Origin of the sequence: Shewanella sp. SP1S1-7, from assembly GCF_031932105.1 — a bacterium.
Taxonomy (GTDB): domain Bacteria; phylum Pseudomonadota; class Gammaproteobacteria; order Enterobacterales; family Shewanellaceae; genus Shewanella; species Shewanella baltica.
In genome coordinates this window covers 64,720-89,968 of the sequence record NZ_JAUOEU010000007.1, presented here as the reverse complement: position 1 = coordinate 89,968, position 25,249 = coordinate 64,720, and the positions used below count along the sequence as shown (strand labels likewise).

The following is a 25,249-nucleotide window of genomic DNA, read 5'->3' as shown; positions in this document are numbered from 1 at the left end:
CGGGCTGAAGTAATGAGTTATCGACTGATTGTGTAATCCAGTTGCACAGTGGTTTGTGCCTCAACGGCTTTACCATTTTCAAACTTAGGTGCGTAACGCCATTTATCTATCATTTTTAGTGTTTCTTTCTCGAAGAGAGCACCACCCTTAGAAGCTAAAATTTCAGGATTTTTGACGAAGCCATGCTCATCGACAGTAAATTTAAGCTGAACCCAGCCACTTTTACCTCGCTGCGCATAGGACATTGGATAGTCTGGGACGGTACGGAAAATAGGTTGTTGTTCCTGTGCGTCGGCCCAAGGACGCATTTTGCCGATAGCAATACAGTGGGCGGTGGACTCGTCACGCTTTCCTTGGCGCTCATACAGTTCGACTAAATACGCATGGGCACTCAAGGCATAGGGATGACTAAAATTGAGTGCGTCGAATTGTTTAACCACTTCCAGCAGTAAAGGTTCGGCTTTACTATCATGTTTTTCCACAAATTCAACAGCGCCAACAGTAAAAGTTGCTTTGACTCTGTCTATGGCGTTCTCTGGTAATATTTCTTTATAAATATCATAGGCATCGAAGGCATAGCGTCTAACGCTTTTGGTGTATAGTTCTGTATTGGATAAGCGGTTAAAGGCTGCCATTTTTACATCAGCGATCAGTTTCTTTTTATCGGATTTTTCCGCAATTGCGATTGCAGTAAGAAAATCCTCTTTCGCATCTTTGGCTTCGACGGCGGTTTGCGCAGCGCCCAGTAAGGGATCGATAAGCTCAAGCGCTTGTTTACCATAATGAACTTTATAGTTTGCGAGAGCGAGCTGATACAACTCATTCGCCTTAGCCGTTTTTGGCAGATTCGTTTCTGTAAATGGGTAGGGTGCAACTTGCTTCTCTATCGCGCTGGCCCAATTCAAGGCGAGGTTAGCTAAGTCGACACTGTCTTTGGCATATTGAGCTTCGCCGAGTTGGTAAGCGGTTTTTGCGCTCGCTTCAATATTTGCAGCATCGCCTTTTTCTACGGCGGCTTGATAGTCACTATAGGCTTTGGCAAAGCTATTTTCTGAGGCGTGCACGCTAAGAGATGTGCCTAAAGTGAGGGCAAGAAGACAGGCTATTGGCAGCATTTTTCCGTGCGACATTCTATATATCCTTATTATTGATGAATTTAGATGATACATAGATGTGCGTTATGGGACAAGTCGGTTTGGCTTTTGTTAATAATGCTGGGGGAGTGCTGATAACTGAGTACTGATAACTGATAACTGATAACTGAGAATTGAGAGTTGAGAGTTGAGAGTTGAGAGTTGATAATTGAGAGCTGAGATTAAAAATAAGCGAGCCCAGTTTAAACCGAGTTCGCTTATTTATCAGTGCCTTGTCGCTTTACTAGCCGTTATGAGTTCGAATAGCCGCAAGTGCTTTTACTCGCCGCAATTACTTAGCTGTGAACGTTATGGCAAATTGCCCGAGTGCGCCGTATTCAAAGTCACAAACCTGCGCCAATGGCAGATCGAGGACGCCAGCGTAGGAGCCTGTGATCACATATTGCCCTTGAGTTAAGCCAATGCCTTGGGCGGATAAAAAGTTCACTAACCAGTAGAGTCCCGCTTTAGGGAAACCATTAGGATGAATGGCGGATTTTTGCAGTGTTTCGCCATTGTGAATGTTAACGCTGAGTTCGAAATGGCTGGTCTCTAAACCTGCTAGCGGATTTAGCACTGGCCCTAACCATAATCCTTGATTGACTAAGCCATCGGCGAGGGCATCGAAATGCGTCGCTTCACTGGGCGTATGGTAGCGGCTTTTGATCAATTCCAAGGCTAAGCGAGTGTGGCCTAAGGCCGCGTCGATTTCAGCCTCTGTGTAAGGTGTGGCTCTTGGTGGTAAATCGCGAGCAATCTCGAAGGCGAGTTCGGGTTCGACGCGGGCCAAGCCTTTAGTCGATGGATAGAGTGGGCAAGTGGCCGATTGCTGATACACATCCTTTTGATAAATAGGCGCTACGACGGTTTTTTCCGCCGAGGGTAATAGGCATTTCCACGCCGCGATAGGATTGTTGTTAGCCTTATAGATTGCTGCCACGGTTTGCTGAATGGCGAAGGCCTGTTCGAAGCTGGTTGGTCTCAGCTCTGGGAGCAGTAAATCGCCACAGGTGCCTGCGGCGCGGCGCTCGGCGAGTTCCTTTGCTGCGGCATGAATATGCGTTTTAACTTGTTCGATCGTGGCGGTAGATAACATTAACTTTCCTATTTAAAGCGTTCGCTTAAAAAGAAGTGGCCTAGAGAGTGTGTGAAGAAGCCATTTAATCGGCCAAATATACTCGGTTATTGCCATCGCGGGAAATGCCAATGTTGGCTTTCCTAGTAAATCAGCTGCCGCTGGGTCAAGAGTGCGGCCAATATTCCAATTATTGTAAGATGCTGAAACTTGCTCCACATCAGTGTCAGCTAAAGTATCCAATCTAACGCGAATGTTTCCATGATGTGCCGCTAGATATTGCGCTGACTCAATGCCAGAATGACGCTCCATTTTGCGGTCTCTACTGGACATCTCCGTGAACCTTAGCCATAACGCCCCTCAGGCAAATAATCATGCTCAACTCGGGCTGCTCTTCATCTCAGTTGCGATTGTATTTTGGGGCATGTTACCCATAGCTTTGAAGCTTTCGGGGGCTTTTATCGATCCTGTCACCCTGACGTGGTTTCGTTTTTTAGTCGCGCTTGTGGTCAGCATACTGATCCAATGGAGCGCGGGTAGCCTTAAGCAATTTGCGGCGCTCGATGCCAAAGTCTGGTTACGGCTAGTGCTTGCGGGCGTGTTTTTGATGCTCAATTATGTGTCTTTTGTTTACTCACTCGATTATCTCGCGCCGGGTGCTGCCCAGCTGAATTTCCAGACTTCGCCCTTTTTCCTCGCCTTCGGTGGTGTGCTGTTTTTTAAGGAACGGCTGAATGCGGTGCAGCTCAGTTGTTTTGCGACACTAGCCTTAGGCATGTTGATGTTTTTCCATCCGTATTTGGATTTATCTGGTGCCAATAATCATCAGGTTTGGATTGGGGTGATGATTATCCAGTTCTCGGCGTTGTCGTGGACTAGCTATGCCTTGTTGCAAAAATCATTATTGAATCGTTTATCGCCCGCGAACGTGCTTTTAGTGATCTATGGCTTAGGTATTTTCGTAATGGCTCCCTTTAGCGACTTTAGTCAGTTTGCCAGTATGGACAGCTTCGAGTGGCAGATTGCGCTGTTTTGCGCTGCCAATACCTTGATCGCCTATGGCTGTTTTGGGCAGTCGATGAAGTACTGGCCGACGGCACAGGTGAGCGCCATGTTGGCCCTAACGCCAGTATTTAGCTTTAGTGCCACTGCTTTGGTAGTAAGCATTGGCTGGTGGCCAGACGTCTTCCATGCCGATGAATTAGATGGATTATCTCTGCTGGGGATTGGCGTCATTATTGTGTCTGTGATGGTGGTACAATTACTGCCTCTGTATCGCAATCGTCAGGCGAAGCGTTTGCAGGCTGCCTAATATCCATGGTATTTGATTAGCCCAATGGTATTTAATTAGCATATGAAACATACATTTTTACCCATGGGAAAGGCCAGTGATCACTAGACTCAGCGATTTAAAACTTAAGGATATCCGTGGGGTCATCTTCGATCTCGACGGCACCTTAGCGCATTCTAATCCGGATTTTTCTGGGCTGCGGCGCGAGTTGGGGATTCATTCTGGTACGGATATCTTGGCCCATGTCGATAGTCTGAGCGCGGGTGAAGCGCAGGCTCAGGCGCTGGAAATCGTCCATGAGTACGAAAGACAAAGTTCACTCAATGCCAGTTGGATCGATGGCGCGCGAGAGCTTATCGAATGCCTAAGGGCTAAGTCGCTGCCCTTGGCTATTTTGACCCGCAATATGCCAGAAGCGGCGCAAATCACTATCGATAAGCTCGGCATAGATATCGAATTGGTGTTAACGCGCTACGACGCGCAGCCTAAGCCGCATCCCGAAGGCATTCACCTTATTTGCCAGCAGTGGCAACTCGCGCCCGCAGATATCCTGTATGTGGGCGATTATCTATTCGATCTACAAACCGCGCGTAATGCGGGTAGCCGCTGCGCATTATATTGCCCTGAAATTATTCCCGATTATGCCCACGAGGCCGACATGCTAGTGGCTTGCTACCATAGTTTTATCGAAGCGTGGACAGTGGGTGACTAGGCATTGTGTGGGGCTGTGACTGCATCTTGTTTATCTTGCTTTAGCCCTAAGCGTACACTATCCAATAAGGCAATCAGCCAGCAGAGGATAAATCCGTACATCAGCTTGTCTGCACCATCACGAATGGTTGCCGTGGTTTGTTTCGTCACTTCGGCCGCAATCATACCCATATCCAGCGGCAAAACACCAGTTTGAATATCCAGCGAGATAAGCTGCGCCACTTGCATGACTTGTTGCAGCAACAGGCCGAGACTCAGTATTGCCAGTACAAAAAACACTAAGGCACTGCGTTTATGTTGCAGATAAAAATGGCCGCTGCCAGGGGCGACGAAGGCGGATAATAGTCCAGCGGTTAGGGCTTTTTTCATGGGGAAACTCTCAAAGGGAACGCTTAGCGTTTGGGTGACATTGTTAAGCGAATAAGCATGATAGTCAATCTTGAGCCATGGCTGCTTATTAAGGAGCCTGTTTTGTTTAAATTGCGTCTTTGCGCTGCCTATTCGTCGTTTATCTATTAACATCAGTCTACACTGAGCGTATTCTTCCGCTGCTTGCATGGCAGCTTCTGGAGGAAAAGGAATAAAATGCAGATATCTTTAAATAAACGTGTTCAAGGGTTTACCTTAATTGAATTGGTCGTCGTGATCATTATTTTAGGTATTTTGGCTGTTATCGCCGCCCCTAAATTTATGAACTTGCAAAGAGATGCCAAAGTGAATGCCGTCAAAGGGTACTTGGGGCAGATGCAAGATATGACCAAGATGCTGCATATGAAAGCGCAAATCGTTAACACCACTGGCGACGATGTTACTATCGCGACCCAATACGGTGATTATCAATTCTATGCAGGCTTTCCTGAAACTAAGAGTGAATCAACGTCACCTAATTTGTATTTCTTAGAGACTTTTATGGATTTAGGCGTGCCTAAACAACAGACTAAAAATAATACCAGAAGGCAGGCTGATTACGGTGATATACAAGCATTTGAAGATAATGACTATTCGCGATTAGGTTATGGAACGGGAGATTTAACTGCTGGCCAGTGCTATGCCGAATATCACCATACCTCAACTGGACATTCGTTTTTATTCGAGACCGATGGATGCTAGTTTTAGCTGTTAGCAAATTCGTTATCTGAGGCCTGTATTCATGTTGTGAATGGTCGTAGGCTCTCTTTGTTAGAGACAGATTACTGATTTCAAGCCAACAAAAAAGGAGCCTAGGCTCCTTTTTTAGTCTCTAGCTTAAGCTAGATTAATCTTCACGTGGTTTACGTGGCTTACGCTCACCGGCAGGTTTGTCTGCACGAGGTTTGCGGTCAGCAAATGGCTTGTCACCCGTAGATGCTGCGCGAGGCTTACGATCACCCGCTGGGCGGTCACCACGTGGTTTACGGTCACCAGCAGGACGGTCTGAACGCGCGCTACGGCCTGAATCAACAAATACTTGATCGCCAGCTTCACGGATGTTCAATGGCTTGCCACAAACACGTACTTTACGTAGGTGCTGTAACACGTCTTTTGGCATGCCGTCTGGCAGGTCAACAGTGGTCACTGCATCGTAAAGTTGGATTGCGCCAATGTAACGGCTGTCGATGTTAGCTTCGTTCGCGATAGCGCCAACGATGTTACCCACACCTACACCATTCTCACGACCTACGTCGATGACGTAACGGCACATTTTCAAATCTGGGTTATCTTTCAACGCTTCAGCTGTACCTAAGCTGGCTGGCATTGGACGCGGTTCGCGACTTCTGCGTTCACCACGCTCACCACCACGGTCGCTACGCTCGCTGCCGCGATCAGTACGTTCACTGCGCTCATCACGGGCACGTTCTTGAATTGCTGGCAATTGAAGCGGGCGTTCTTGTTGTACTTGATGCAACAAGGCTGCGGCGAGAAGATCGGTATCGACTTCTAACTGTTGGCATAGTTGAGCAACCGCTTCTTTCATGAAATCTAAATCGCCGTTGATCGTCTCAGCCAATTGCTCACCTAAGCGAGATAGACGACGTTCTGCAACAGTCTCTGGGCTTGGGATTTTCATTGGAGAAATACGGCTGTTAGTTGAACGCTCGATCGTGCGCAGCATGCGCATTTCACGGCTTGTCACAAACAGGATCGCCATACCAGTACGGCCAGCACGGCCAGTACGGCCAATACGGTGTACATAAGCTTCGGCATCATACGGAATGTCGTAGTTCACAACGTGACCGATACGCTCAACGTCAAGACCACGGGCCGCAACGTCAGTCGCGATCAGTATGTCTAACTTGCCACGTTTCAGTTGGTCAACTGCACGCTCACGGGCTTGCTGGTTCATGTCACCATGTAGTGGTGATGAAGCATAACCGCGGGCTTCTAACTTCTCGGCTAACTCAACACATGAGTTACGAGTACGCACGAATATGATTACACCTTCAGTGTTTTCAACTTCTAATACGCGTACTAAAGCTTCGAGTTTGTTGTGCTGTGATACTTGCACGAAACGCTGCTCAATTGACTCAACCGTTGTTTGGCTTGATTCAATACGAACATGCACTGGGCTGCGTAAGTGTTGGTTTGCAACACGCTTAATTTGCTCTGGCATAGTGGCAGAGAATAACGCCAGTTGGCGCTCGCTTGGCGTGTGCTCAAGGATCCATTCGATATCATCGATGAAGCCCATTTTTAACATTTCATCGGCTTCATCGAGCACGAGTGCTTTTAATGAGTCGAGTTTCAAAGTACCGCGACGCATGTGGTCCATAACACGACCAGGCGTACCCACGATAACTTGTGGACCACGTTTCAGGGCATTCAACTGTTGTTGCATGCTTTGACCGCCGTAAATTGGCAGTACGTGGAAATTCTTCATAAATTTGGCATAGCTGCTGAACGCTTCAGCAACCTGAACCGCTAACTCACGTGTTGGCGCTAATACTAAAATTTGCGGCGTGGTTTGGCTGGTCACTTTGTTTAGTAGTGGTAAAGCGAAGGCGCCAGTTTTACCTGTACCTGTTTGCGCTTGACCTAAAATATCTTTGCCAGCCATAAGTGGGTCGATACTGGCTGATTGGATTGGCGTTGGTTTTTCATAACCTAGCTCGTCAAGAGCACGCAACAAATTCTCGGATAAGCCGAGTTCACGGAAAGTTCTTTCATCGGATGACATTGGGTTGTAGCCTTGTGGATGCGCGCGCGAAATGGCGCTAATAGTTTCACAGACAGAAAATCAACCCCGTGTCGATTTCCCGCGAACGACGGATTATAGCAGCATGGCGGCCACTTTACCAATCAGAGTCACGCTATTTAACCTGTTTTCTGCATTTTTTTCGCTAAAACTGAGCAAGAAACGCGCCACTTCCCATTAATTCTTTAAATATTCAACATTTAATTGAAGTAACTCGAATGCTGACTCTGTCACTGCCGCAAGAAAAGTGATGTCTATTGTCGCGACGGTATCCTCTGGTGTGTGATATTGGGGATGGGTCGGCACACCAAAATACAACCAAGGGATATTGGCTTTGTGGAAGGAATAGTGATCCGATGCCCGCAGCCAATCGGTACTTTGTATGCTTCGACCAACGGGTTTAGGGTGCGTGAGTTTAATGCAAAGTCGGTTCTGTTGATTCAGTAGGGGTTTAAATTGATTGAACTGAGTGAAGTTTCGACTGCCTTCGAGGTAAATCGCATAGGGCCTGCCGGGGTGACTCACCATGTCGAGGTTAATCATTAATTCAAATGTCGCCTCTGGCAAGCGGGTTTTGAGTTGTTCAACCAAGGCTATGCTGCCATAGAGCCCAGGTTCTTCGGCATCGGTTGCCACAAACATCAGATTCACCTTAGGTAAGGTATTCGGTTGCAGGGCAAATTGCTGCTGCCAATGTTTGGCAATCGCCAGCATAGCGGCGACGCCGGAGGCGTTATCATCGGCGCCGTGGTAAATCTTGCTGCCGCTCATGCCTAAGTGATCGTAGTGGGCGACGATAATACGCCATCGATTCGTCGGCTCTGTCGCCATGGCGGTGGCGACCACGTTGGCGCCATTTTCTTGGGTGAAGAAGGTTTGATATTCAAAGGGCACGATAAAGTCTGCTCCCCAAGGCTGTAAACCTAGCCCCTGAAATTGCTGCTTTATATAGTCACGACTTTTTTCTGCGCCTGGAGTTTGGGTTTTGCGGCCTTCAAATTCATCTGAGCTTAATCTTGTAACAATCGCTTGTAACTCTAAGGGTTCGGCCCAAGTGAGCTTAAGCTCAGTACGCGCACAGGTTTCGGGTGAACTGGCGCAGCCAGTGAGAGTCGTTGCAACAAAGCAGGCCAGTGCTAATAAGCCAAGTCTTTGGAATTGATCTCTTATAAGGTGCATGAACGTGAACTTGGCGAGCAGCTGACCGATGCGACTGTGGTTGAATTGAGTCGATGGGCTTAGGTTTATGTCACTGAGGTTTATGTCGCTTAGGTTTTTATTTAAAAGTGATTGATGTTGCCTCGGTAACATAAGGTGAGTCACTGGGGACTGAGTGCTATCACGCATGGACATTCCTTATCGCTGAAGCCTTCGCCAGAAGATGAATATCATCTTTGCCTAAATCCGATTCTAATTCAATGAGATCTCTATGTATGCGATAGCTTAAGCATATTGGATTGCTGAGCTAAAAAAAGCGCAGTGCTTATGCGACTGCGCTTCTATTCTACTCAGACCAAGGGCTCAAAACTCAAGCCTTGGCTTGATTGGCCTTTGCCATTTCAATATCCCGTTCCAGCAGTGGCTTTAAGAAGCGTGCCGTATGGGAGGTTGGATGCTCGGCGACGTCTTCCGGCGTGCCCGTGGCTAAAATCATCCCGCCGCCACCGCCGCCTTCTGGGCCTAAGTCGATAATCCAGTCCGCCGTTTTGATCACGTCCAGATTATGCTCAATCACCACAATCGTGTTGCCGTGGGATTTAAGACGATGCAAGACATCGAGCAGCAATTGGATATCGGCAAAGTGTAAACCTGTGGTCGGTTCATCCAAGATATACAAGGTCTTACCCGTATCACGCTTAGACAGCTCTTTAGCAAGTTTCACCCTTTGGGCTTCACCGCCCGAAAGGGTGGTCGCGCTTTGCCCGAGGCGTACATAGGATAAACCCACATCCATCAAGGTTTGCAGCTTACGGGCAATGGCAGGTACGGCATCGAAGAAAGTGCGCGCATCTTCCACTGTCATCTGCAGTACTTCGTGAATATTCTTGCCTTTATAGCGTACTTCTAAGGTTTCGCGGTTATAGCGCTTACCTTTACAGGAATCGCAGGGTACATACACATCGGGGAGGAAGTGCATTTCGACCTTGATCAAGCCGTCGCCTTGGCAAGCCTCGCAGCGGCCACCTTTTACGTTAAAGGAGAAGCGGCCGACTTGATAACCACGAGTTCGTGACTCTTGGGTTCCGGCAAAAATCTCGCGAATTGGAGTGAAAATGCCAGTATAAGTGGCAGGGTTAGAGCGCGGCGTGCGGCCAATCGGGCTTTGGTCAATATCGACCACTTTGTCGCACAGCTCCATCCCTTCGATACGATCATAGGGTGATGGCTCATCCACAGTCGCACCGTTGAGCATTCTATGGGCGATCTTGAAGAAGGTATCGTTGATTAAGGTTGATTTACCTGAACCCGATACACCCGTCACACAAGTGAAGAGGCCAATGGGAATGGTTAAATCCACATTGCGCAGGTTGTTGCCGCGTGCACCAAATAACTCAATCACTTGAGTTTTGTCGAACGGAATACGTGGCGTATCGATATGAATGCAGCGCTTACCGGAAATATATTGTCCGGTAACTGACTCTTCACAGGCGATGATTTTCTCAATCGGGCCGTCGCAAATCACTTCGCCGCCGTGTACGCCAGCGCCAGGGCCGATGTCGATCACGTGATCCGCCATGCGGATCGCATCTTCATCATGCTCAACCACAATCACAGTGTTGCCCAAATCCCGCAGGTGGATCAGGGTTTGCAGCAGACGTTCGTTATCCCTTTGATGCAGTCCAATTGAAGGTTCGTCGAGCACATACATCACGCCGACAAGTCCGGCACCAATTTGGCTGGCGAGTCGAATTCGTTGGGCTTCACCGCCCGAGAGGGTTTCCGCCGAGCGTGATAGGCTCAAATAATTGAGGCCCACGTTGACGAGGAAACCTAAGCGATCGCGGATTTCTTTTAAAATCTTCTCGGCGATCTGCGCTTTTTGGCCACTAAACTCGACTTTCTCGAAGTAATCTAAGGCTTCACCAATCGACCAAGTGGTAAGTTGCGGCAGGTTGATATCGCCTAAAAATACGTTACGGGCTTCTTCGCGCAGACGCGAACCACCACAGCTTTGGCAGGCTTGGGTGTTGATAAACTTGGCTAATTCGTCACGTACCGAGTTGCTTTCGGTTTCGCGATAGCGCCTGTCCATGTTGTTGAGAATGCCTTCGAAGGGGTGATTACGTACCACCACATCGCCGCGATCGTTGATGTACTTAAAGGCAATGCTATCTTTGCCTGAACCGTACAGGACGATTTTGCGGACTCTTTCGCTGAGCTGCTCATAGGGTACTTCGACGTCGAACTTATAGTGTTCGGCGAGTGAGCTGAGCATTTGGAAATAGTAGAAGTTGCGTCTATCCCAGCCGCGAATCGCGCCGCCAGCCAGTGAAAGCTCAGTGTTGCTGATCACGCGCTCAGGATCGAAAAACTGTTGTACCCCTAAACCATCACAGGTTTGGCACGCGCCGGCTGGATTGTTAAAGGAGAAGATCCTTGGCTCTAATTCCGCCATCGAATATCCGCAGTGCGGGCAGGCGAAGTTGGCCGAAAAGATCAGTTCTTCGCCTTTTGCTTTACCAGTACCTGTATCGTCATCCATGGTGGCAACGGTCGCGATGCCGCCGGAGAGTTCCAGTGCGGTTTCAAAAGATTCAGCTAAGCGTTGCTTGATATCGTCGCGCACTTTAAAACGGTCGACGACCACTTCAATCGTGTGCTTAACGTGTAAGTCTAAGGTTGGCGGATCGGTTAAATCACACACTTCACCGTCGATACGCGCACGGATATAACCCTGCGCCGATAGACCTTCGAGCAATTTAACGTGTTCACCCTTACGGGCGTTGACCACAGGCGCGAGCAGCATCAAGCGGCTGTCTTGGGGCATTTCTAACACTTTATCGACCATCTGGCTGACGGTTTGCGCTGCCAAGGGTTGATTGTGTGTCGGACAACGCGGCTCACCCACGCGGGCAAACATCAAGCGCAGGTAATCGTAAATTTCGGTAATTGTGCCCACGGTTGAGCGTGGGTTATGGGAGGTGGATTTTTGCTCTATGGATATCGCTGGGCTTAAGCCTTCAATATGGTCCACATCGGGCTTTTCCATCAAACTTAAAAATTGGCGAGCATAGGCTGACAGGGACTCGACGTAACGTCGCTGGCCCTCGGCATATAAAGTATCGAAAGCAAGGGAGGATTTGCCAGATCCCGATAAGCCCGTGATGACAATCAGTTTATCCCTTGGGATAGTCAGGTTGATATTCTTGAGATTGTGGGTGCGTGCGCCGCGTATTTCAATCTTATCCATCTATCGCTCTAATGCCATATGCTTAAAAAAATGAGCATAAGTATCGCACAGTTCCGCGGCTGAGTTTAGTTGATTCTGTGATCGGCACCAATCCTAGGGTTGGCACTGGCTTTTAATCACCTTGCTGACAGTGGCAGTTATGTACCGAGTGGATTAACTAAGATTAATGCGGTTGTTGCGTACTGACTCACAGGACAAATGTGAACACTATGTTAGACTCGTTTCCCTGTGCCTGAGCGTTAAATAGGGCAGAAAAATAAACATGTTAACCCGAGCACGGTCAATATAGGTCCGTGATAATCGGGATAAAAGTTAACTGTACAGGCAGTGGTTTAGGCCACTATTTCCTTTTGAGCAAATCCTTTTGGGTGTGGTAACATGCGCCCCTTAAAAGACTTCAATCCAGGGCAAAATCATGGGTAACAACGGACTTTCGGGTACTGAGAAAAAAGTCGCGTTTTCTTTAGCCAGTGTATTTGGTTTACGCATGATGGGCTTGTTTATGATCATGCCCGTCTTTGCACTTTATGGTCAGCACCTCGAAGGCTTCTCGCCGCTGTGGGTCGGTATTGCTATCGGCGCCTACGGTCTGACTCAAGCTGTGCTGCAAATCCCTATGGGGATTTTATCTGACAAATACGGTCGCAAGCCGATTATCCTTATCGGTCTGGTGCTGTTTGCCATTGGTAGCTTGATTGCCGCCAATGCTGATTCGATTTACGGCGTGGTGTTTGGTCGAGCAGTGCAGGGCATGGGTGCGATTGCCGCTGCCGTGTTGGCGCTGGCAGCGGATTTAACCCGCGACGAACAGCGTACTAAGGTCATGGCGATTATTGGTATGTGTATCGGCGGCTCTTTTGCGCTGTCCTTATTGGTCGGGCCGATTGTGGCACAACATGTGGGCTTATCAGGCCTGTTCTTCCTCACGGCGATTCTCGCTGTGACGGGCATGTTGATCGTGCAATTTTTAGTACCGAATCCGATTTCCCACGCGCCTAAGGGCGACACCTTAGCCACGCCTGCCAGACTCAAGCGTATGTTGACCGATCCCCAGCTGTTTAGACTCGATGCGGGGATCTTTATTCTGCATTTAGTGTTAACCGCAGTATTCGTGGCCTTGCCGCTGGATCTGGTGGATGCGGGGCTCGTGAAAGAAAAACACTGGATGCTGTATTTCCCCGCTTTTGTGGGCGCGTTTTTCCTGATGGTGCCGTTAATCATCATTGGGGTTAAACGTAAGAATACTAAAGCTATGTTCCAAATCGCCTTAGTGATCATGATAGTGGCGCTGCTGGCGATGGCTTTATTCTCTAATAACTTATGGGTGTTGAGCTTTGCCGTGGTGCTGTTTTTCACTGGCTTTAACTATTTAGAAGCCTCATTGCCCAGTTTGATTGCCAAATTTTGCCCCGTCGGTGAAAAAGGCTCGGCCATGGGCGTGTATTCCACTAGCCAGTTTTTAGGGGCCTTTTGTGGTGGTATGCTGGGCGGTGGCGCCTTCCAATTAGTGGGCGCGGTCGGGGTGTTTATTGTTGCTGTGATCTTAATGTCTATCTGGTTATTTCTGACATTGGGCATGGAAAATCCCGTGCTGTTAAAGAGTTACACCTTGGAAGCCGAAGTCAAAGACAAGGCACAAGCGCGGGATATGGCGGCTCAGTTATCACAGCTGATGGGCGTCGTCGAAGCGATCGTCGTGTTGGACGAGAAAGTGGCTTACTTAAAGGTTGATGAGCATTTCGATTTAAGAGAAGCACGAGCTGTGTTAGGCTCTGCTCAATAATATCTGGGTCTGCCGTGTGGTATTTGGGGAAGCTGATTTTCCTCTATGGCGACACAGATAAACAACATACTGAATTAATAGATTATTTAAAGAATCGCAGGAGATTTCAATGGCCAGTCGTGGTGTTAACAAGGTAATTTTGGTTGGCAATTTGGGACAAGATCCAGAAGTGCGTTATATGCCAAACGGTAATGCAGTCGCTAACATCACAGTTGCGACCAGCGAATCGTGGAAAGACCAACAAGGTCAACAGCAAGAGCGTACTGAATGGCACCGTGTGGTTCTGTTCGGCAAATTAGCTGAAATTACAGGTGAATACCTGCGTAAAGGTTCACAGGTTTACCTTGAAGGTAAACTGCAAACCCGTAAGTGGAAAGACCAAAGCGGTCAAGACCGTTACAGCACTGAAGTGGTTATCGATCAAAGCGGTAGCATGCAAATGCTAGGTAGCCGTGGTCAAGGTGGCCAAGCACAAGGCGCGCCAATGGGCGGCGGCATGCCACAAAACGCAGGTTACCAATCTGCACCACAACAAGCGGCACCAGCGCAAAATCAATATGCGCCAGCCCCTCAAGCTGCACCTGCTTACCAAGCGCCAGCTCAGCAACAATATGCTGCGCCAGCACCTGCTCAGCAGCAATATGGACAGCAACAAGCTCAACCACAGCAAGGTGGTTATGCGCCTAAGCCACAAGCTGCTCCAGCGCCTGCTTACCAAGCGCCAGCAGCACCGGCACAACGTCCAGCACCACAACCACAGCAAAACTTCACTCCAGATTTGGATGATGGCTGGGACGACGATATCCCATTTTAATTGCTATGAAGTACTAGCGTCAATTTAGATGCTAAAGTCGACATAATCTCATTTTGTAAAGCCCCGCAATGATTTGTGGGGCTTTTTTATGACACACACTTCTAGTTGTGACTAATTTGTAAATTAATTTATTTAGCAATATTCAGCTTTTCAATTAGAATGTTGCACGCATCACATCAAGATGATGTAACTAATAGAAAGCTATATGGCTTAGGCATTATTTATATAAAGGAATATTCCCATGGAAGAGACAATGAGTCAGGAAAGCAGTTTGTTGGAAAGTGATGATAAGTTAACCAAGGTAGAGAGTAAAAGTCACAGTGTGCCACTGTTTCATGTATCACTGACCAAGTTAATTATCATGTTTATTGCGACCTTTGGTCTCTACCAAGTTTATTGGTTTTATAAACAGTGGCAGGCTTTAAAAAATTACTATGACTTAGATGCATGGCCAATAGCGCGTAGCTTTTTTTCTATCTTTTATACACATTCTCTATTTGTTTATATTAGTGAATACATTAAAGAAGATAATCGAGAGTATCGCTGGAATAGCTCAGCTATGGCGACATTTTATGTTGTGTTGTTAGTCGTTGGCGGAATTCTTAATCAAATTGAAACGTTGCCAATATCATTAGTTGTGGCATCAATATTTATTCCATTAGCTGTTTTATATCCGCTGTATCAAGCTCAAAAAGCAGTTAATTTTGCACTTGAATCTGTGGAATATCCTGATAATTCGCGCTTAACTTGGTTGAATTGGATATGGATTTGTCTGTTTTGTTTCTATTGGGCGATGATTATTTATGCTCTCACCTTGTTAGTTTAAATTTCTGAATATGAAAGCGGAATATATTTCTAATCACTTATATTCTGCTTTTTTAACGTCACTGCTAACATCTGGGAGCTAATACGGTTGGTATAAGCTAATTTTTAGCTTACTGAATGCTATCCTTTGCCCTATCCCCTCGCGCTTATTTTTCAAGATATTCCTGCTAAATATCAAGGCTATAAACTATTTTTAGTACGCCATAAGGTATTGATTTTGTGACTTAAAGTGCTTTAGGTACTATAGTGACTGCTTATTTTATCTGAAACTTAGGTATGCGCTTCTTAGGTTTCTTGTTTGATTTTGGGGGAAAAGTGCGAATTTTAATGAATAATTTCAAGGCGATTAGCCTGATGCGCCAGTGGCTACTGCTGACATTGTTAACTGTGGCATTACCACTACAGGCGAGCGAAGAGCCGCTGTGGATGGGAACGCCTGACTTGCCCATGAGTGGGCGAGTCCATACTGGTGAACTTGCCAATGGCATGCGCTATTTATTAGTGAGCAATAAGACGCCAGAGCAGGCTGTCATAGTACGTATGCGGGTGGACGTGGGCTCAGTGGTGGAGTCTGATACCGAGCAGGGGTTAGTGCATTTTCTTGAACACATGGCCTTTAATGGCTCGACGGGTTTGGCTGCGGGGGAGATGATCCCGACATTGCAGCGTCTTGGTCTGAGTTTTGGCGCCGATACCAATGCTGTGACTGAGTTTCAGCAGACGGTTTATCAATTCAACTTGCCCAGTAATAGCCAAGATAAAGTCGATACCGCTTTGTTTTTAATGCGCGAAATTGGCAGTAATTTATTACTCGACCCGGCGCTTATCGAGCGTGAAAAAGCGGTGGTATTGGCTGAACTGCGTGAGCGTAGCAGTGCGGATCTGGAGAATTACCGCAATCAATTACAGTTTTTAATGCCAGATACACTGTTGTCAAAGCGCTTACCTGTGGGTGAGGCGAACAGCATCAAGAATGCTACTCGCGAGACGCTGCTGTCTTTATACCAAGGTTTTTACACGCCCTCACGCACCACCTTAATAGTGGTAGGTGATATCGAGGTAGCCGCAGTTGAACAAAAGATAAAACAACAGTTTGCCAGTTGGCAGGCCGCGCCTTTGGCGGCGAAGGTTAAGCCGCAAGCGCTAGGCACTGTCGCAGAGCGCCAAAGCGTCGATGCGGCGGCATTTTTCGATCCTAGCCAATCGACCTCGGTTTCACTCGGTATGCTCAAGCCTATGGCATACCCTGCCGACAGCCCTGCCGTGCGAGAGCAGGAAATACTGCTTGAACTCGCCCACGGCATCTTGTATCGCAGAATGGAGTCGCAGTTACTGCATAGCCAAGGTTTATCTGGCGTTAGCCTGCAGGTTGGGGATCAATTTGATATCGCCTATGGCACTCAAATGAGCTTAGGTACGCAGGAGAATAACTGGCAAGAAGGTATAGCAATATTGGAGCAAACCCTGCGCCAAGCACAAGAGTTTGGTTTTAGTCAGCAGGAAATTGACCAACAAATCAAACGTATGCACAAAGGGTATCAGCTCAGCGCAGCGGGTAGCACTACTATCCACAGTGTGAATATTGCCGAGGGGTTAGTGTATTCGGTCACGGAAAATCGCGTGCCTGTAGAGCCTGAGTGGCAGCTGGCATTTTTTGAAAAAATACTGCCGACAGTGACGCCGCAAAAGCTAAAGCAAGTGTTTAATCAGACATGGAATGCTACGCCGTATCTGTATCTGACGAGCAATAAGCCCATCGAAAATGCTGAAAAACAGCTTATCGCTAGCTATGAGAAAAGCCGCAAACAAGCTGTGAGTGCGCCAGCAACTAAGGCGATTGACGAGTTTGCATACACTCAATTTGGCGATCAAGGCAAGTTAATCGCCGATAGTCGCGATGCCGAAACGGGCATCCGCCAGCTACAATTTTCCAATGGCGTGCGCCTTAATCTTAAGCCTACTGACTTTAATAAAGGCACTACTTTGGTCAGCCTCAACATAGGCTTTGGTGAAGTGCCATTCCCTGAGTTAGATGGCCTGTCTTATCTGTTTAACAGTGCCTTTGTGCAGGGAGGGCTTAAGGCCCATGACTATGGCAGTCTGCAGGATATTTTTGCTGGGCAAGATATTTCCATTAACCTAGGTGTGCGTGAGCAGAGTTTTGGCGGTGAGATCAGTACCAATGCCGCAGAATTACGTACACAGCTTGGCTTAATGACGGCCTTTTTGATTGAACCTGGCATGAATAAGCAGGCTGAGCAATTGTTCCGCGAGCAAGTGATTGCCGAGCAGCAAAGTCTCCATAGCAACCCGCAAACTGAGTTTTCTAATCAGTTTGATCGTATCTCCCACAGCGGTGATAAACGCTATGGTTATGGGGAACCAGAAGAAATTTTAAAGCGTCAGTTTGCAGAGCTGGCGCCGAGTTTCCATTCAGCCGTCGAGCAAGGAGCAATTGAAATCGCCATAGTAGGTGATTTCGACGAAGCTAGCGCCATCGCTGCTGTGGCTGAAACTCTCGGGGCAATTAAACGCAGCCCCACTAAAAATAGCCAGTCGCTAGTGCCTGTGTTCCCGAAAGTGCCCGCTAAGATGACGTTAACACACTATGGTCATCCCGATTCAGCGGCGCTGGCCATGGTGTGGCCAACAACGGATATGACTCACTTGAGCCAACATGCGGGATTGGGATTGCTGGAGCAAGTGCTCGGCATTTTATTAACGGAGAATGTGAGAGAAAAAGCGGGCGCGAGTTATTCGCCATCGGCCTTTTCTTATAGTGATTTCAATGCCAGCGGTTATGGTTACTTAGGTTTGTTTAGCGTGACGACTCAAGCCATGTTGCCAACGGTTTCCGAGTATTTCACCGCTGCAGTTAACCAAGTGAAGCAGCCGCAGGGGATTAGCGAAGACTTACTTAACCGAGCCCGCCAACCAGTGCTTGAATGGATGCAAGCCGCGCCGCAGAGCAATGGTTTTTGGTTAGATTTGGCATCAAATGCCCAGAGTTATCCTGGACGCTTTGCTGCTTTCAAACAAAGACAAGCGTTGGCGCAGAAGATGACACCGGCAGAGCTTAGTAAACTGGCACAGCAATATCTGCCAGCTGATGGCAGTTTAACCATCCAAGTCCTTCCTGCACCACTTGAACCCCAGCAATGAGTGTTGGTGCATAGAATAGAAGATTGATCATTTACCGCCATATCCCCTGTGCTAGCCAGTGCAGGGGATATTTGTTTCTGTTCCTTCAATTTAGGGCCAATTCCACGGCCTATATTCCATAAGTCGCAAACGGAAATACCTGTTGTCGAAAATGCCACTCACTTAACTGCGGTCGCCCCACTACTCTAGGCGCAACTTATTTGCGAGGAGATGGATGGGGTGAGGTATATGTTGCGATATCTTTTGTGTAGTTTTTGTTTAGTGCTTCTGTATCCAACTGGGATAGATATGTACTTGGTCGGTTTGCCGCAAATCGCGCAGGATTTAGGCGCGAGTGAAGTACAGTTGCACATCGCTTTTTCTGTGTATCTTGGCGGAATGGCGGCAACTATGCTTTTTGCTGGCAGCGTTGCGGACCGATTAGGACGCAAACCTGTCACTCTATTCGGCGCTATCATTTTTGCCTTAGCTTCGTATTTAGGTGGCATGGCTGAGACAAGCAATCAGTTCTTACTCATTCGTTTTATGCAGGGAATTGGTGCCGGTTCCTGTTACGTTGTCGCCTTTGCTATTCTACGCGACACCTTAGACGATAAGCTCCGAGCTAAAGTGCTCTCAATGATCAATGGTATTACATGTATTATCCCGGTCATCGCACCTGTTATTGGGCATGTAATTATGCTCAAGTTCCCTTGGCAGAGTCTGTTTAGCACTATGGCTGGCATGGGACTATTAGTCTGTTTGCTATGTATTTTTATATTACGGGAGACTAAACCTGCGCAGAGTAGGATTGAGGATGTTAATCGTCAGTTGGCGCCGCAAGAATCTTTTCGTCAGTCCTTTTTCCTCAGCCGGCTTGTTATGACGACTCTAGGTGTGACTACGATTCTCAGTTATGTCAATGTGTCTCCCATGCTGATCATGGGGCAGATGGGGTTTGACCGCGGCCAATATTCTAATGTTATGGCATTGACAGCGTTAGTGAGTATGCTGGTATCGTTCTCGACTCCTTTTGCACTTGCTGTGCTTAAAGAAAAAAGTTTGATGTTGATTTCACAGCTGTTATTTGCAGCTGCCGCGCTAGTGTTTGTGCTAACTCAGGTGCAATATTTTAGCCTTAATGTGAATTTATTAGGCTTTGGTTTTGTCTGTAGCGGATTCGCTATTGGATTTGGTGTGACTATGAGCCAAGCACTGAGCCCCTTTGCATCGCGTGCTGGGGTGGCAAGTTCATTGTTAGGTATTGCACAGGTTTGTACTTCAGCACTGTATATTTGGCTGATGGGATTAATAGGTATTAGTCCACTTAACATATTGTTGCTGATATTAGCCTTGGGCTCTGTTATCAGTACCTTACTCATATTATGTGTGCCTACAGCACCGAGCGTTTATCTAGATGAAGAAATCACTCGCACGTCTTGACCTTAATCTATTGTTTACTCTACAACTTCTCTTACAAGAGCGAAGTGTGACTAAGGCCGCTAAAAAGCTCAATGTCACCCCATCGACCGTGAGTAAATCCTTGGCGAAATTGCGTGATTGGTTTGACGACCCACTATTCATTAAAACGCCTCAAGGATTGCAGTTAACGCCATTGGCTCAAAGCATGGAGCAAGACTTAGCCGATTGGTTACAAAGGGGCAAACAGCTTATGGGCAAGCGCGGGGACGATATGGCAAAAGGGCTCAGTTTTGAGCTAATGCTTGAGTCACCTTTGTCGCTCATTATGCTTAATCAATTAACGCAGGCTATTTACCAACACTACCCTGATGCAAAAGTGAAAGTACGAAATTGGGATTATGATTCACTAGAGGCCATTATTCGCGGTGAGGCTGACATAGGTTTTACAGGCCGAGAAAGTCATCCTCGTTCCAAGGAATCCCTTGATTTATTGCCGTATTTTATCGATTTTGAGGTTTTATTTACCGATCTTCCTCAGGTGTATTTACGCCGCGATCATCCCGCCTTGCAGGAAGAGTGGAATATAGACACTTTCTTAAAATACTCGCATATCAATATCTTGTGGGAAAAGAGCGAAACCTGGGCCTTAGATGATGTACTTATTGAGCTTGGTTTAAGTCGCAATATAGTGCTCACCTTGGCCAGTTTTGAGCAGTCACTGTTTGTCGCGGCAGAGCCTCACCACAGTATGATGGCAATCGCGCCGCAATATTGTGAGCAGTATGCCCACCAATTACACCCTGACTTAGTCAGTCGTCCTATCCCGATAAGTGGCGAATATCTTAATAAACTCGCCATTCCTTTCACCTTGATTTGGCATAAGAGAAACAGCCACAACCCCAAAATCACTTGGCTGCGAAACAAGATAAAAGCGATTTATCAGCCGCGTGGGTGTGATTAAGGCTGTTATTTGCAGCATTAACTCGGTTGTTTTATACCCAATTGCTGGCAAATATATTGGATACACAGTTCCCGCTGCTGACACCATAGCCCATAGCTGACGGGGATAAGTTTAATCCCCGCGCGCTGTAACAGTTTATACAGTTCAATATCGAAAAAATCCGCCCATGGCCCTGGGTAACCGATTAAATCTATTGCTAAATATTGGTTACCATAGCGGCACAGAATATCTAGTTCCAGCCCTGCCATATGGTAGGCGCGCCAGACTGTTATGCCTTTTGCTTCAATCGCCTGTGCAACCGACTGGCCGAAGCTATCGAGGGAATCGACATAATTATGTGCCGCTTGAAATTGGCCCGCCGATGTTAAGTAAGTTGCCAGTAAATTATTGTTGGGGAGCTCATGCGCTTGTACCGATAAAAATAGCCACTGCATTTGTTTAGCGCGGGTGATGGCGACATTGAACATATCGGCTCGATTTAAATACACGGCAGCGCGGCTGTCGTTGGCCGTAATGCTAAACGACAGCAGCATAATATCGCGCTCTTCCCCTTGAAATCCAAAGGGGGTGGCAATCCGTAATTGGTGACGTTCTATTTGCTGTGTGCTAAAACGTGCGAGAATTTGCTGGGATAAATACTCTGTCTGATTGCGAAAACAGGAGAGCACACCAATGCTGGCGGGCACTAATGCATTCTCTTGTTCATCAATCAGTTGAGCTAACTTTTCAATTAATGCCTCCGCTTCTATGGCGTTAATACCCTTGCTATCCCGGTTGCCAGTAACCTGGACTCTGTGTAAGTGCCCTGAACTTGTGCAGGGTCTGTGCTGCATAATCTTCAGCATACCTTGATAAAACTGCTGATTACTAAATTGGATCAGCTCAGGTTTACTCCGAAAATGCTCATTTAAAAATACCACTTGGGATTGGCTCGCAAGGGATTGTGATACTAAGTCGAGCATACTGGCATCACGGTAGCTCATTAGGCCGCGGCAATCCGCAGCAAGTCCGAGTTGGGTTTGGATTTGGGTTTGTTTTGCGCGGGATAAAAACGAGAAATGGCGCAGCTGTTTACTGTCGCCCACCACCAGTGCTGCTTTTGCCCGCTGCAATGCCGGTAAACAGGCGGCAATATTGGCTTGGGTCGCTTCATCAATAATCACTAGATCAAACATTTGCTGCTCCATGGGCAGCACTTTATGCAAGCTGGCAAGGCTAGATAACCAAATGGGAAAGGTTTGCTTTAAGGCATCAAAATCCGTTTTGTAGAAACCGTCGAGTTGCTTAGCGGACTGCCGAGCGCGAAGTGCACTGGCAAAACTCACCAGCGTACTGCGCTTATGTTTGAGTAATTGGTTTAATCGATAGTGAGTGGCCAAATGTAAGTATTTGAGGCTTAAGTCTTCTTTTTGGGCGATGAGGGCGGTTAATTTATCGAGCACATCCCATTGCTGAGCAAACTGTTTGATCCCGGCACGGTAAGCCCAGTTGTAAAATCCTAAGCGCCAGCGTGATTGTCCTTGTTGTAAGGTCGCCAGTTTTTGGCCGCGACGTATGGCGTGGCGGCAATGGTGTATAAAACCGGCTTCCATTTTGGTTTGCTCGCGAGTCACAGTATTAAGTTGCTGTTTTGCATTGAGTAGTAGGATATCTGAGAGGGTTTCTGCAGTCGCAGGATGCTGACCATGCAGCATTTCATCTATCTGGTTTTTAAGGACTTTAATAAACTGCGGCGAGCCGGCTCGAATAAGACTGCTCCCTAGCTGGAATTGTTGCTGCAACTTATCGGCAATCACATCAACGGCAACATCGGTGTGGGCAACGATGAGGACAGATTTACCCCTTAATACCTGCTCCGCCGCCACTGTGGCTATGGTGTAACTTTTACCCGTTCCCGGTGGGCCCGATATTTGCCCCAAAGTATGGTTGGCCGCCACCTTTAAGGCTTGAATTTGCGCGCGGCTTAATAGCCCAGGAAGGTAATGCTCTTGGGTATCGACATTGTGACTAAGTGGATCTCGAGTTGGCACTTGCCTAAACAGCGCTTGAAGCGGCGCAGAGTGTGAAGGCGCTGTGATGAGATTGTCGAGTTCGTGCAATATGCCGCGACTTGCCTGCGAACGCTCTGCAAGAATAATTTGGCTGCGACTAACCATAAACCGCCCACGTTTACGGCATAAGCCAGTGAATTCAGTCTCATCGATCAGCTTGGGAAAATGCAATAAATGACTGGTATCAACATCGGCTTGGCCCGCCCGCAGCCAAGCTATCCAGCCACTGACATCCGTTGGATTATCGCGTAACTCTTGACTTAAGCTGTGTCCTTCAACGACTAATTTTTCTAATAGTGCTTCATTGATGGTGAATGGCCCGCCGCCAGAGAAGCTGTTATTAGATTCGAGGTAAATGTTATCGCCATCGGCCTGTAACTGGCATTCACGGTACAGCAGTGGCGTGACGACTTTACGTTTTTCGCCATTAAGTTCGACTGTGCCGCAGAAAAATAAACAACAGTGCAATAGTACTTTTTCACGTAGATACAAGGCACTACGCGCCATTAATGCGGAGGCAGGAGCAAATGGCACCGGCAAGCGAGGCAGAAAGCCACTGCTTAACTCGTCTTCTCCTTGGAGTAATAGCTTTTCTTGCTCAGCAAGTTTGTGGCTAGACCAAAGGTTAATTTCAGCACTATCGTGTTGAAAACACTGTTTATAGTAGTTAAGAATCCCTTGCAAACCCTATCCATCCCAAAGGCTTAATTGGCGGTGCGAGAGTAACTCAATCGCATAAGTCGAACAAGGTTTGCACCAACTGTGGATGATTTCTCCATGGTCGCAATAGCCTAAAAGAGAGGTATTCGATATGCCAGCCTTATTGTTCTGGAGTGGAAGCGTTTTTGTAGATGTGAACTAAGGTATCAGCAATCGCATTTGTATCAATTAAGGGCCTGAAAAGTGGCGTTTGTATCAGTATTTGGCGTGTTATTGAAATGTTTGTTAAGTGTTTGGGTTTGTGAAATATTTGTTTTTGTTTTTAGTGGAAATTGCCATTGTTGTCATTGTATAACTGCGTAGACTGAACTGAATTTTTGTCTGCTAATGAGGGAAACAATGATAAAAAGTAAGCTAAAGGGATTCGCGGTTTTGACCTTCGCCTGTTTAGGCGTGACCGCTTGCGGTGGTTCTGATAATGACAAGGATGAGGATACCTCTAAAACTGATACTTATGTGCAATTCTATAATGCGACAGTGGGGAGCACTGCTACCGCGCTGAAGATTGGCGATAAAACCTATGAAAGCGTGAGCTACGCAGATGCGATGCCACGATTTACATCTACCCCCGGTGTGAGTGAGGTAGAGGTGATGGGTAAGGATGCGGCAAATAAAGATATTTCACTCTACAAAGAGAATATCGATTTAAAAACGGCAACCGACCATTTCTTTGTATTGCATGGGGATTTTGCCTCGCCAGCCCTTTTGAATATCAATTACTCGCGTACCGAGCTCGATAAACAAAATGCCGAAGCGGACAAGAGCAAGATGCAATTATTGATTGCACACACTGCGACTGATGCACCTGCCTACGATGCCTATATTGCCAAAGCGGATAAAGGCTTTGCCGATGCAGTGATGCTAGGCAGTGTCTCCTATGGTGAGGTTTCAACACCACAGATTTTAGATACAGGCGACTATAAAATTTATCTGACTGCGGCGGGTACGACCAATATCAGCTACACCACGGCAAGCATTAACTTTAAAACCAAGGTGCCTTATAAGTTGATTTTAAGGGAAAGCTTTGGCGCTTCAGCTGCTAAAATCAGTTTAGACAGCGTCGACTCAACCACCAATGTGCGTAACCATGTCGCCCTCGAAAGCAGTGTAGACTTTAGAGTATTTAACGGCTTGGCTGCACATAATGTCGATGTGAAAGTGGTGAGTAGTAAGCAAGAAGCGCTATTTAGCAATGTGGCCCCCTTCGGCGTAACAGCTTACCAAGGCGCCGAGTTTAATGACTTTGGTGTGAGCGTACTTGACCATACTAGCCAAGCTAAATTACTCGACAATGTGCTGATCACCCTTAATCAAGATGATATTAAAACCATCTTCATTTACGAGCAGGCGACAGAGCAGGGCAGCCAAGTGAAGGCGATGGAGATGAAGCAAACTCAGACTCCAAGTCCCTATAGCTTTAAGTTTGACATCGTGAGTTTTGCCGATAAAAGTAATCTCACTGTATATTTCTTAAAAGCAAATGACACGATTGAAACTGCGGTAAATAAAATCACTGCGGTCAACCCTGCGAGCCCTCAGTCAGTGACTGTACCTGCAGGCGAATATTCTATTAAAGTCATCGCAGTCGAAAACGGCACTAAAACCGTTGTCTATGCCTCCGATTTAATGGATTTCAGCAATGAAGACAATGTCACTATGGTGCTGAATAAAGATGCTGCCACTAGCTTTGGTTATAACTTGATTAAGCTCTAACCGTTAAGGTGAGTGAACTTAGCTAA

Annotated in this window: 17 protein-coding genes; 10 read left to right on the top strand and 7 right to left on the bottom strand. The window is 47.2% G+C overall.

Translation table 11 applies throughout. The annotated features are described in order from the left end of the window. Positions 1-17: 17 nt before the first annotated feature. The gene (locus Q4Q49_RS07915; RefSeq protein ID WP_311999064.1) at positions 18-1,130 is read right to left on the bottom strand and encodes an energy transducer TonB; all 1,113 of its coding nucleotides are present in this window, start codon (positions 1,128-1,130) and stop codon (positions 18-20) included. A gap of 295 nt (positions 1,131-1,425) precedes the next feature. Next, a complete protein-coding gene (locus tag Q4Q49_RS07910; protein WP_261273587.1) occupies positions 1,426-2,229 on the bottom strand; it encodes a hydratase in 804 nt (267 codons plus the stop codon). Between the two features lie 316 nt (positions 2,230-2,545). Here Q4Q49_RS07910 and Q4Q49_RS07905 point away from each other — a divergent pair, with 316 nt between their 5' ends. Next, positions 2,546-3,520: a DMT family transporter gene (locus Q4Q49_RS07905; protein WP_311999063.1), complete on the top strand. Its 975-nt coding sequence runs from the start codon at positions 2,546-2,548 to the stop codon at positions 3,518-3,520. 76 nt (positions 3,521-3,596) lie between these two features. Further along, complete coding sequence (locus Q4Q49_RS07900) at positions 3,597-4,211, top strand: HAD family hydrolase (RefSeq protein ID WP_259511494.1); 615 nt, start codon at positions 3,597-3,599, stop codon at positions 4,209-4,211. Here the strand turns inward: Q4Q49_RS07900 and Q4Q49_RS07895 are convergent. Next, positions 4,208-4,579, bottom strand: a complete 372-nt coding sequence (locus Q4Q49_RS07895; RefSeq protein WP_220776946.1) for a DUF6677 family protein — start codon at positions 4,577-4,579, stop codon at positions 4,208-4,210. The genes Q4Q49_RS07900 and Q4Q49_RS07895 overlap by 4 nt on opposite strands. Positions 4,580-4,795: 216 nt before the next feature. Here Q4Q49_RS07895 and Q4Q49_RS07890 point away from each other — a divergent pair, with 216 nt between their 5' ends. Next, on the top strand, positions 4,796-5,320 hold the full coding sequence (locus tag Q4Q49_RS07890; protein ID WP_106649350.1) for a type II secretion system protein: 525 nt from the start codon (positions 4,796-4,798) through the stop codon (positions 5,318-5,320). 145 nt (positions 5,321-5,465) lie between these two features. Here the strand turns inward: Q4Q49_RS07890 and Q4Q49_RS07885 are convergent, their stop codons facing one another. The 3 genes from Q4Q49_RS07885 to uvrA all read right to left on the bottom strand — a co-directional run bounded on the left by Q4Q49_RS07885 (position 5,466) and on the right by uvrA (position 11,793). Continuing rightward, entirely contained in the window at positions 5,466-7,364 is a 1,899-nt protein-coding gene (locus tag Q4Q49_RS07885) for a DEAD/DEAH box helicase (protein ID WP_220591926.1), read from the bottom strand. A 195-nt stretch (positions 7,365-7,559) separates the two neighbouring features. Then, entirely contained in the window at positions 7,560-8,729 is a 1,170-nt protein-coding gene (locus tag Q4Q49_RS07880) for a M20/M25/M40 family metallo-hydrolase (RefSeq protein ID WP_311999062.1), read from the bottom strand. Between the two features lie 181 nt (positions 8,730-8,910). Beyond that, a complete protein-coding gene (uvrA, locus tag Q4Q49_RS07875; RefSeq protein ID WP_311999061.1) occupies positions 8,911-11,793 on the bottom strand; it encodes an excinuclease ABC subunit UvrA in 2,883 nt (960 codons plus the stop codon). A gap of 415 nt (positions 11,794-12,208) precedes the next feature. Between uvrA and Q4Q49_RS07870 the strand changes: the two genes are divergently transcribed. The 6 genes from Q4Q49_RS07870 to yidZ all read left to right on the top strand — a co-directional run bounded on the left by Q4Q49_RS07870 (position 12,209) and on the right by yidZ (position 20,739). Then, positions 12,209-13,576, top strand: a complete 1,368-nt coding sequence (locus tag Q4Q49_RS07870; protein WP_006083193.1) for an MFS transporter — start codon at positions 12,209-12,211, stop codon at positions 13,574-13,576. A gap of 109 nt (positions 13,577-13,685) precedes the next feature. Next, complete coding sequence (ssb, locus tag Q4Q49_RS07865; RefSeq protein WP_006083192.1) at positions 13,686-14,390, top strand: single-stranded DNA-binding protein; 705 nt, start codon at positions 13,686-13,688, stop codon at positions 14,388-14,390. Positions 14,391-14,631: 241 nt separating this feature from the next. Further along, complete coding sequence (locus Q4Q49_RS07860; RefSeq protein ID WP_311999060.1) at positions 14,632-15,216, top strand: hypothetical protein; 585 nt, start codon at positions 14,632-14,634, stop codon at positions 15,214-15,216. Between the two features lie 353 nt (positions 15,217-15,569). Then, complete coding sequence (locus Q4Q49_RS07855; RefSeq protein ID WP_311999121.1) at positions 15,570-18,377, top strand: insulinase family protein; 2,808 nt, start codon at positions 15,570-15,572, stop codon at positions 18,375-18,377. A gap of 228 nt (positions 18,378-18,605) precedes the next feature. After that, a complete protein-coding gene (locus Q4Q49_RS07850) occupies positions 18,606-19,799 on the top strand; it encodes an MFS transporter (RefSeq protein ID WP_311999059.1) in 1,194 nt (397 codons plus the stop codon). Beyond that, positions 19,774-20,739, top strand: a complete 966-nt coding sequence (gene yidZ, locus Q4Q49_RS07845) for an HTH-type transcriptional regulator YidZ (RefSeq protein ID WP_311999058.1) — start codon at positions 19,774-19,776, stop codon at positions 20,737-20,739. Before Q4Q49_RS07850 ends, yidZ begins: the two co-directional genes overlap by 26 nt. A 17-nt stretch (positions 20,740-20,756) precedes the next feature. Here yidZ and Q4Q49_RS07840 read toward each other — a convergent pair whose 3' ends face one another. Next, positions 20,757-23,474 carry a DEAD/DEAH box helicase gene (locus tag Q4Q49_RS07840; protein WP_311999057.1) on the bottom strand — a complete coding sequence of 906 codons (2,718 nt, stop codon included), beginning with the start codon at positions 23,472-23,474 and terminating at the stop codon, positions 20,757-20,759. A gap of 375 nt (positions 23,475-23,849) precedes the next feature. Here Q4Q49_RS07840 and Q4Q49_RS07835 point away from each other — a divergent pair, with 375 nt between their 5' ends. Then, on the top strand, positions 23,850-25,223 hold the full coding sequence (locus Q4Q49_RS07835) for a DUF4397 domain-containing protein (protein WP_311900675.1): 1,374 nt from the start codon (positions 23,850-23,852) through the stop codon (positions 25,221-25,223). Positions 25,224-25,249 lie beyond the last annotated feature (26 nt).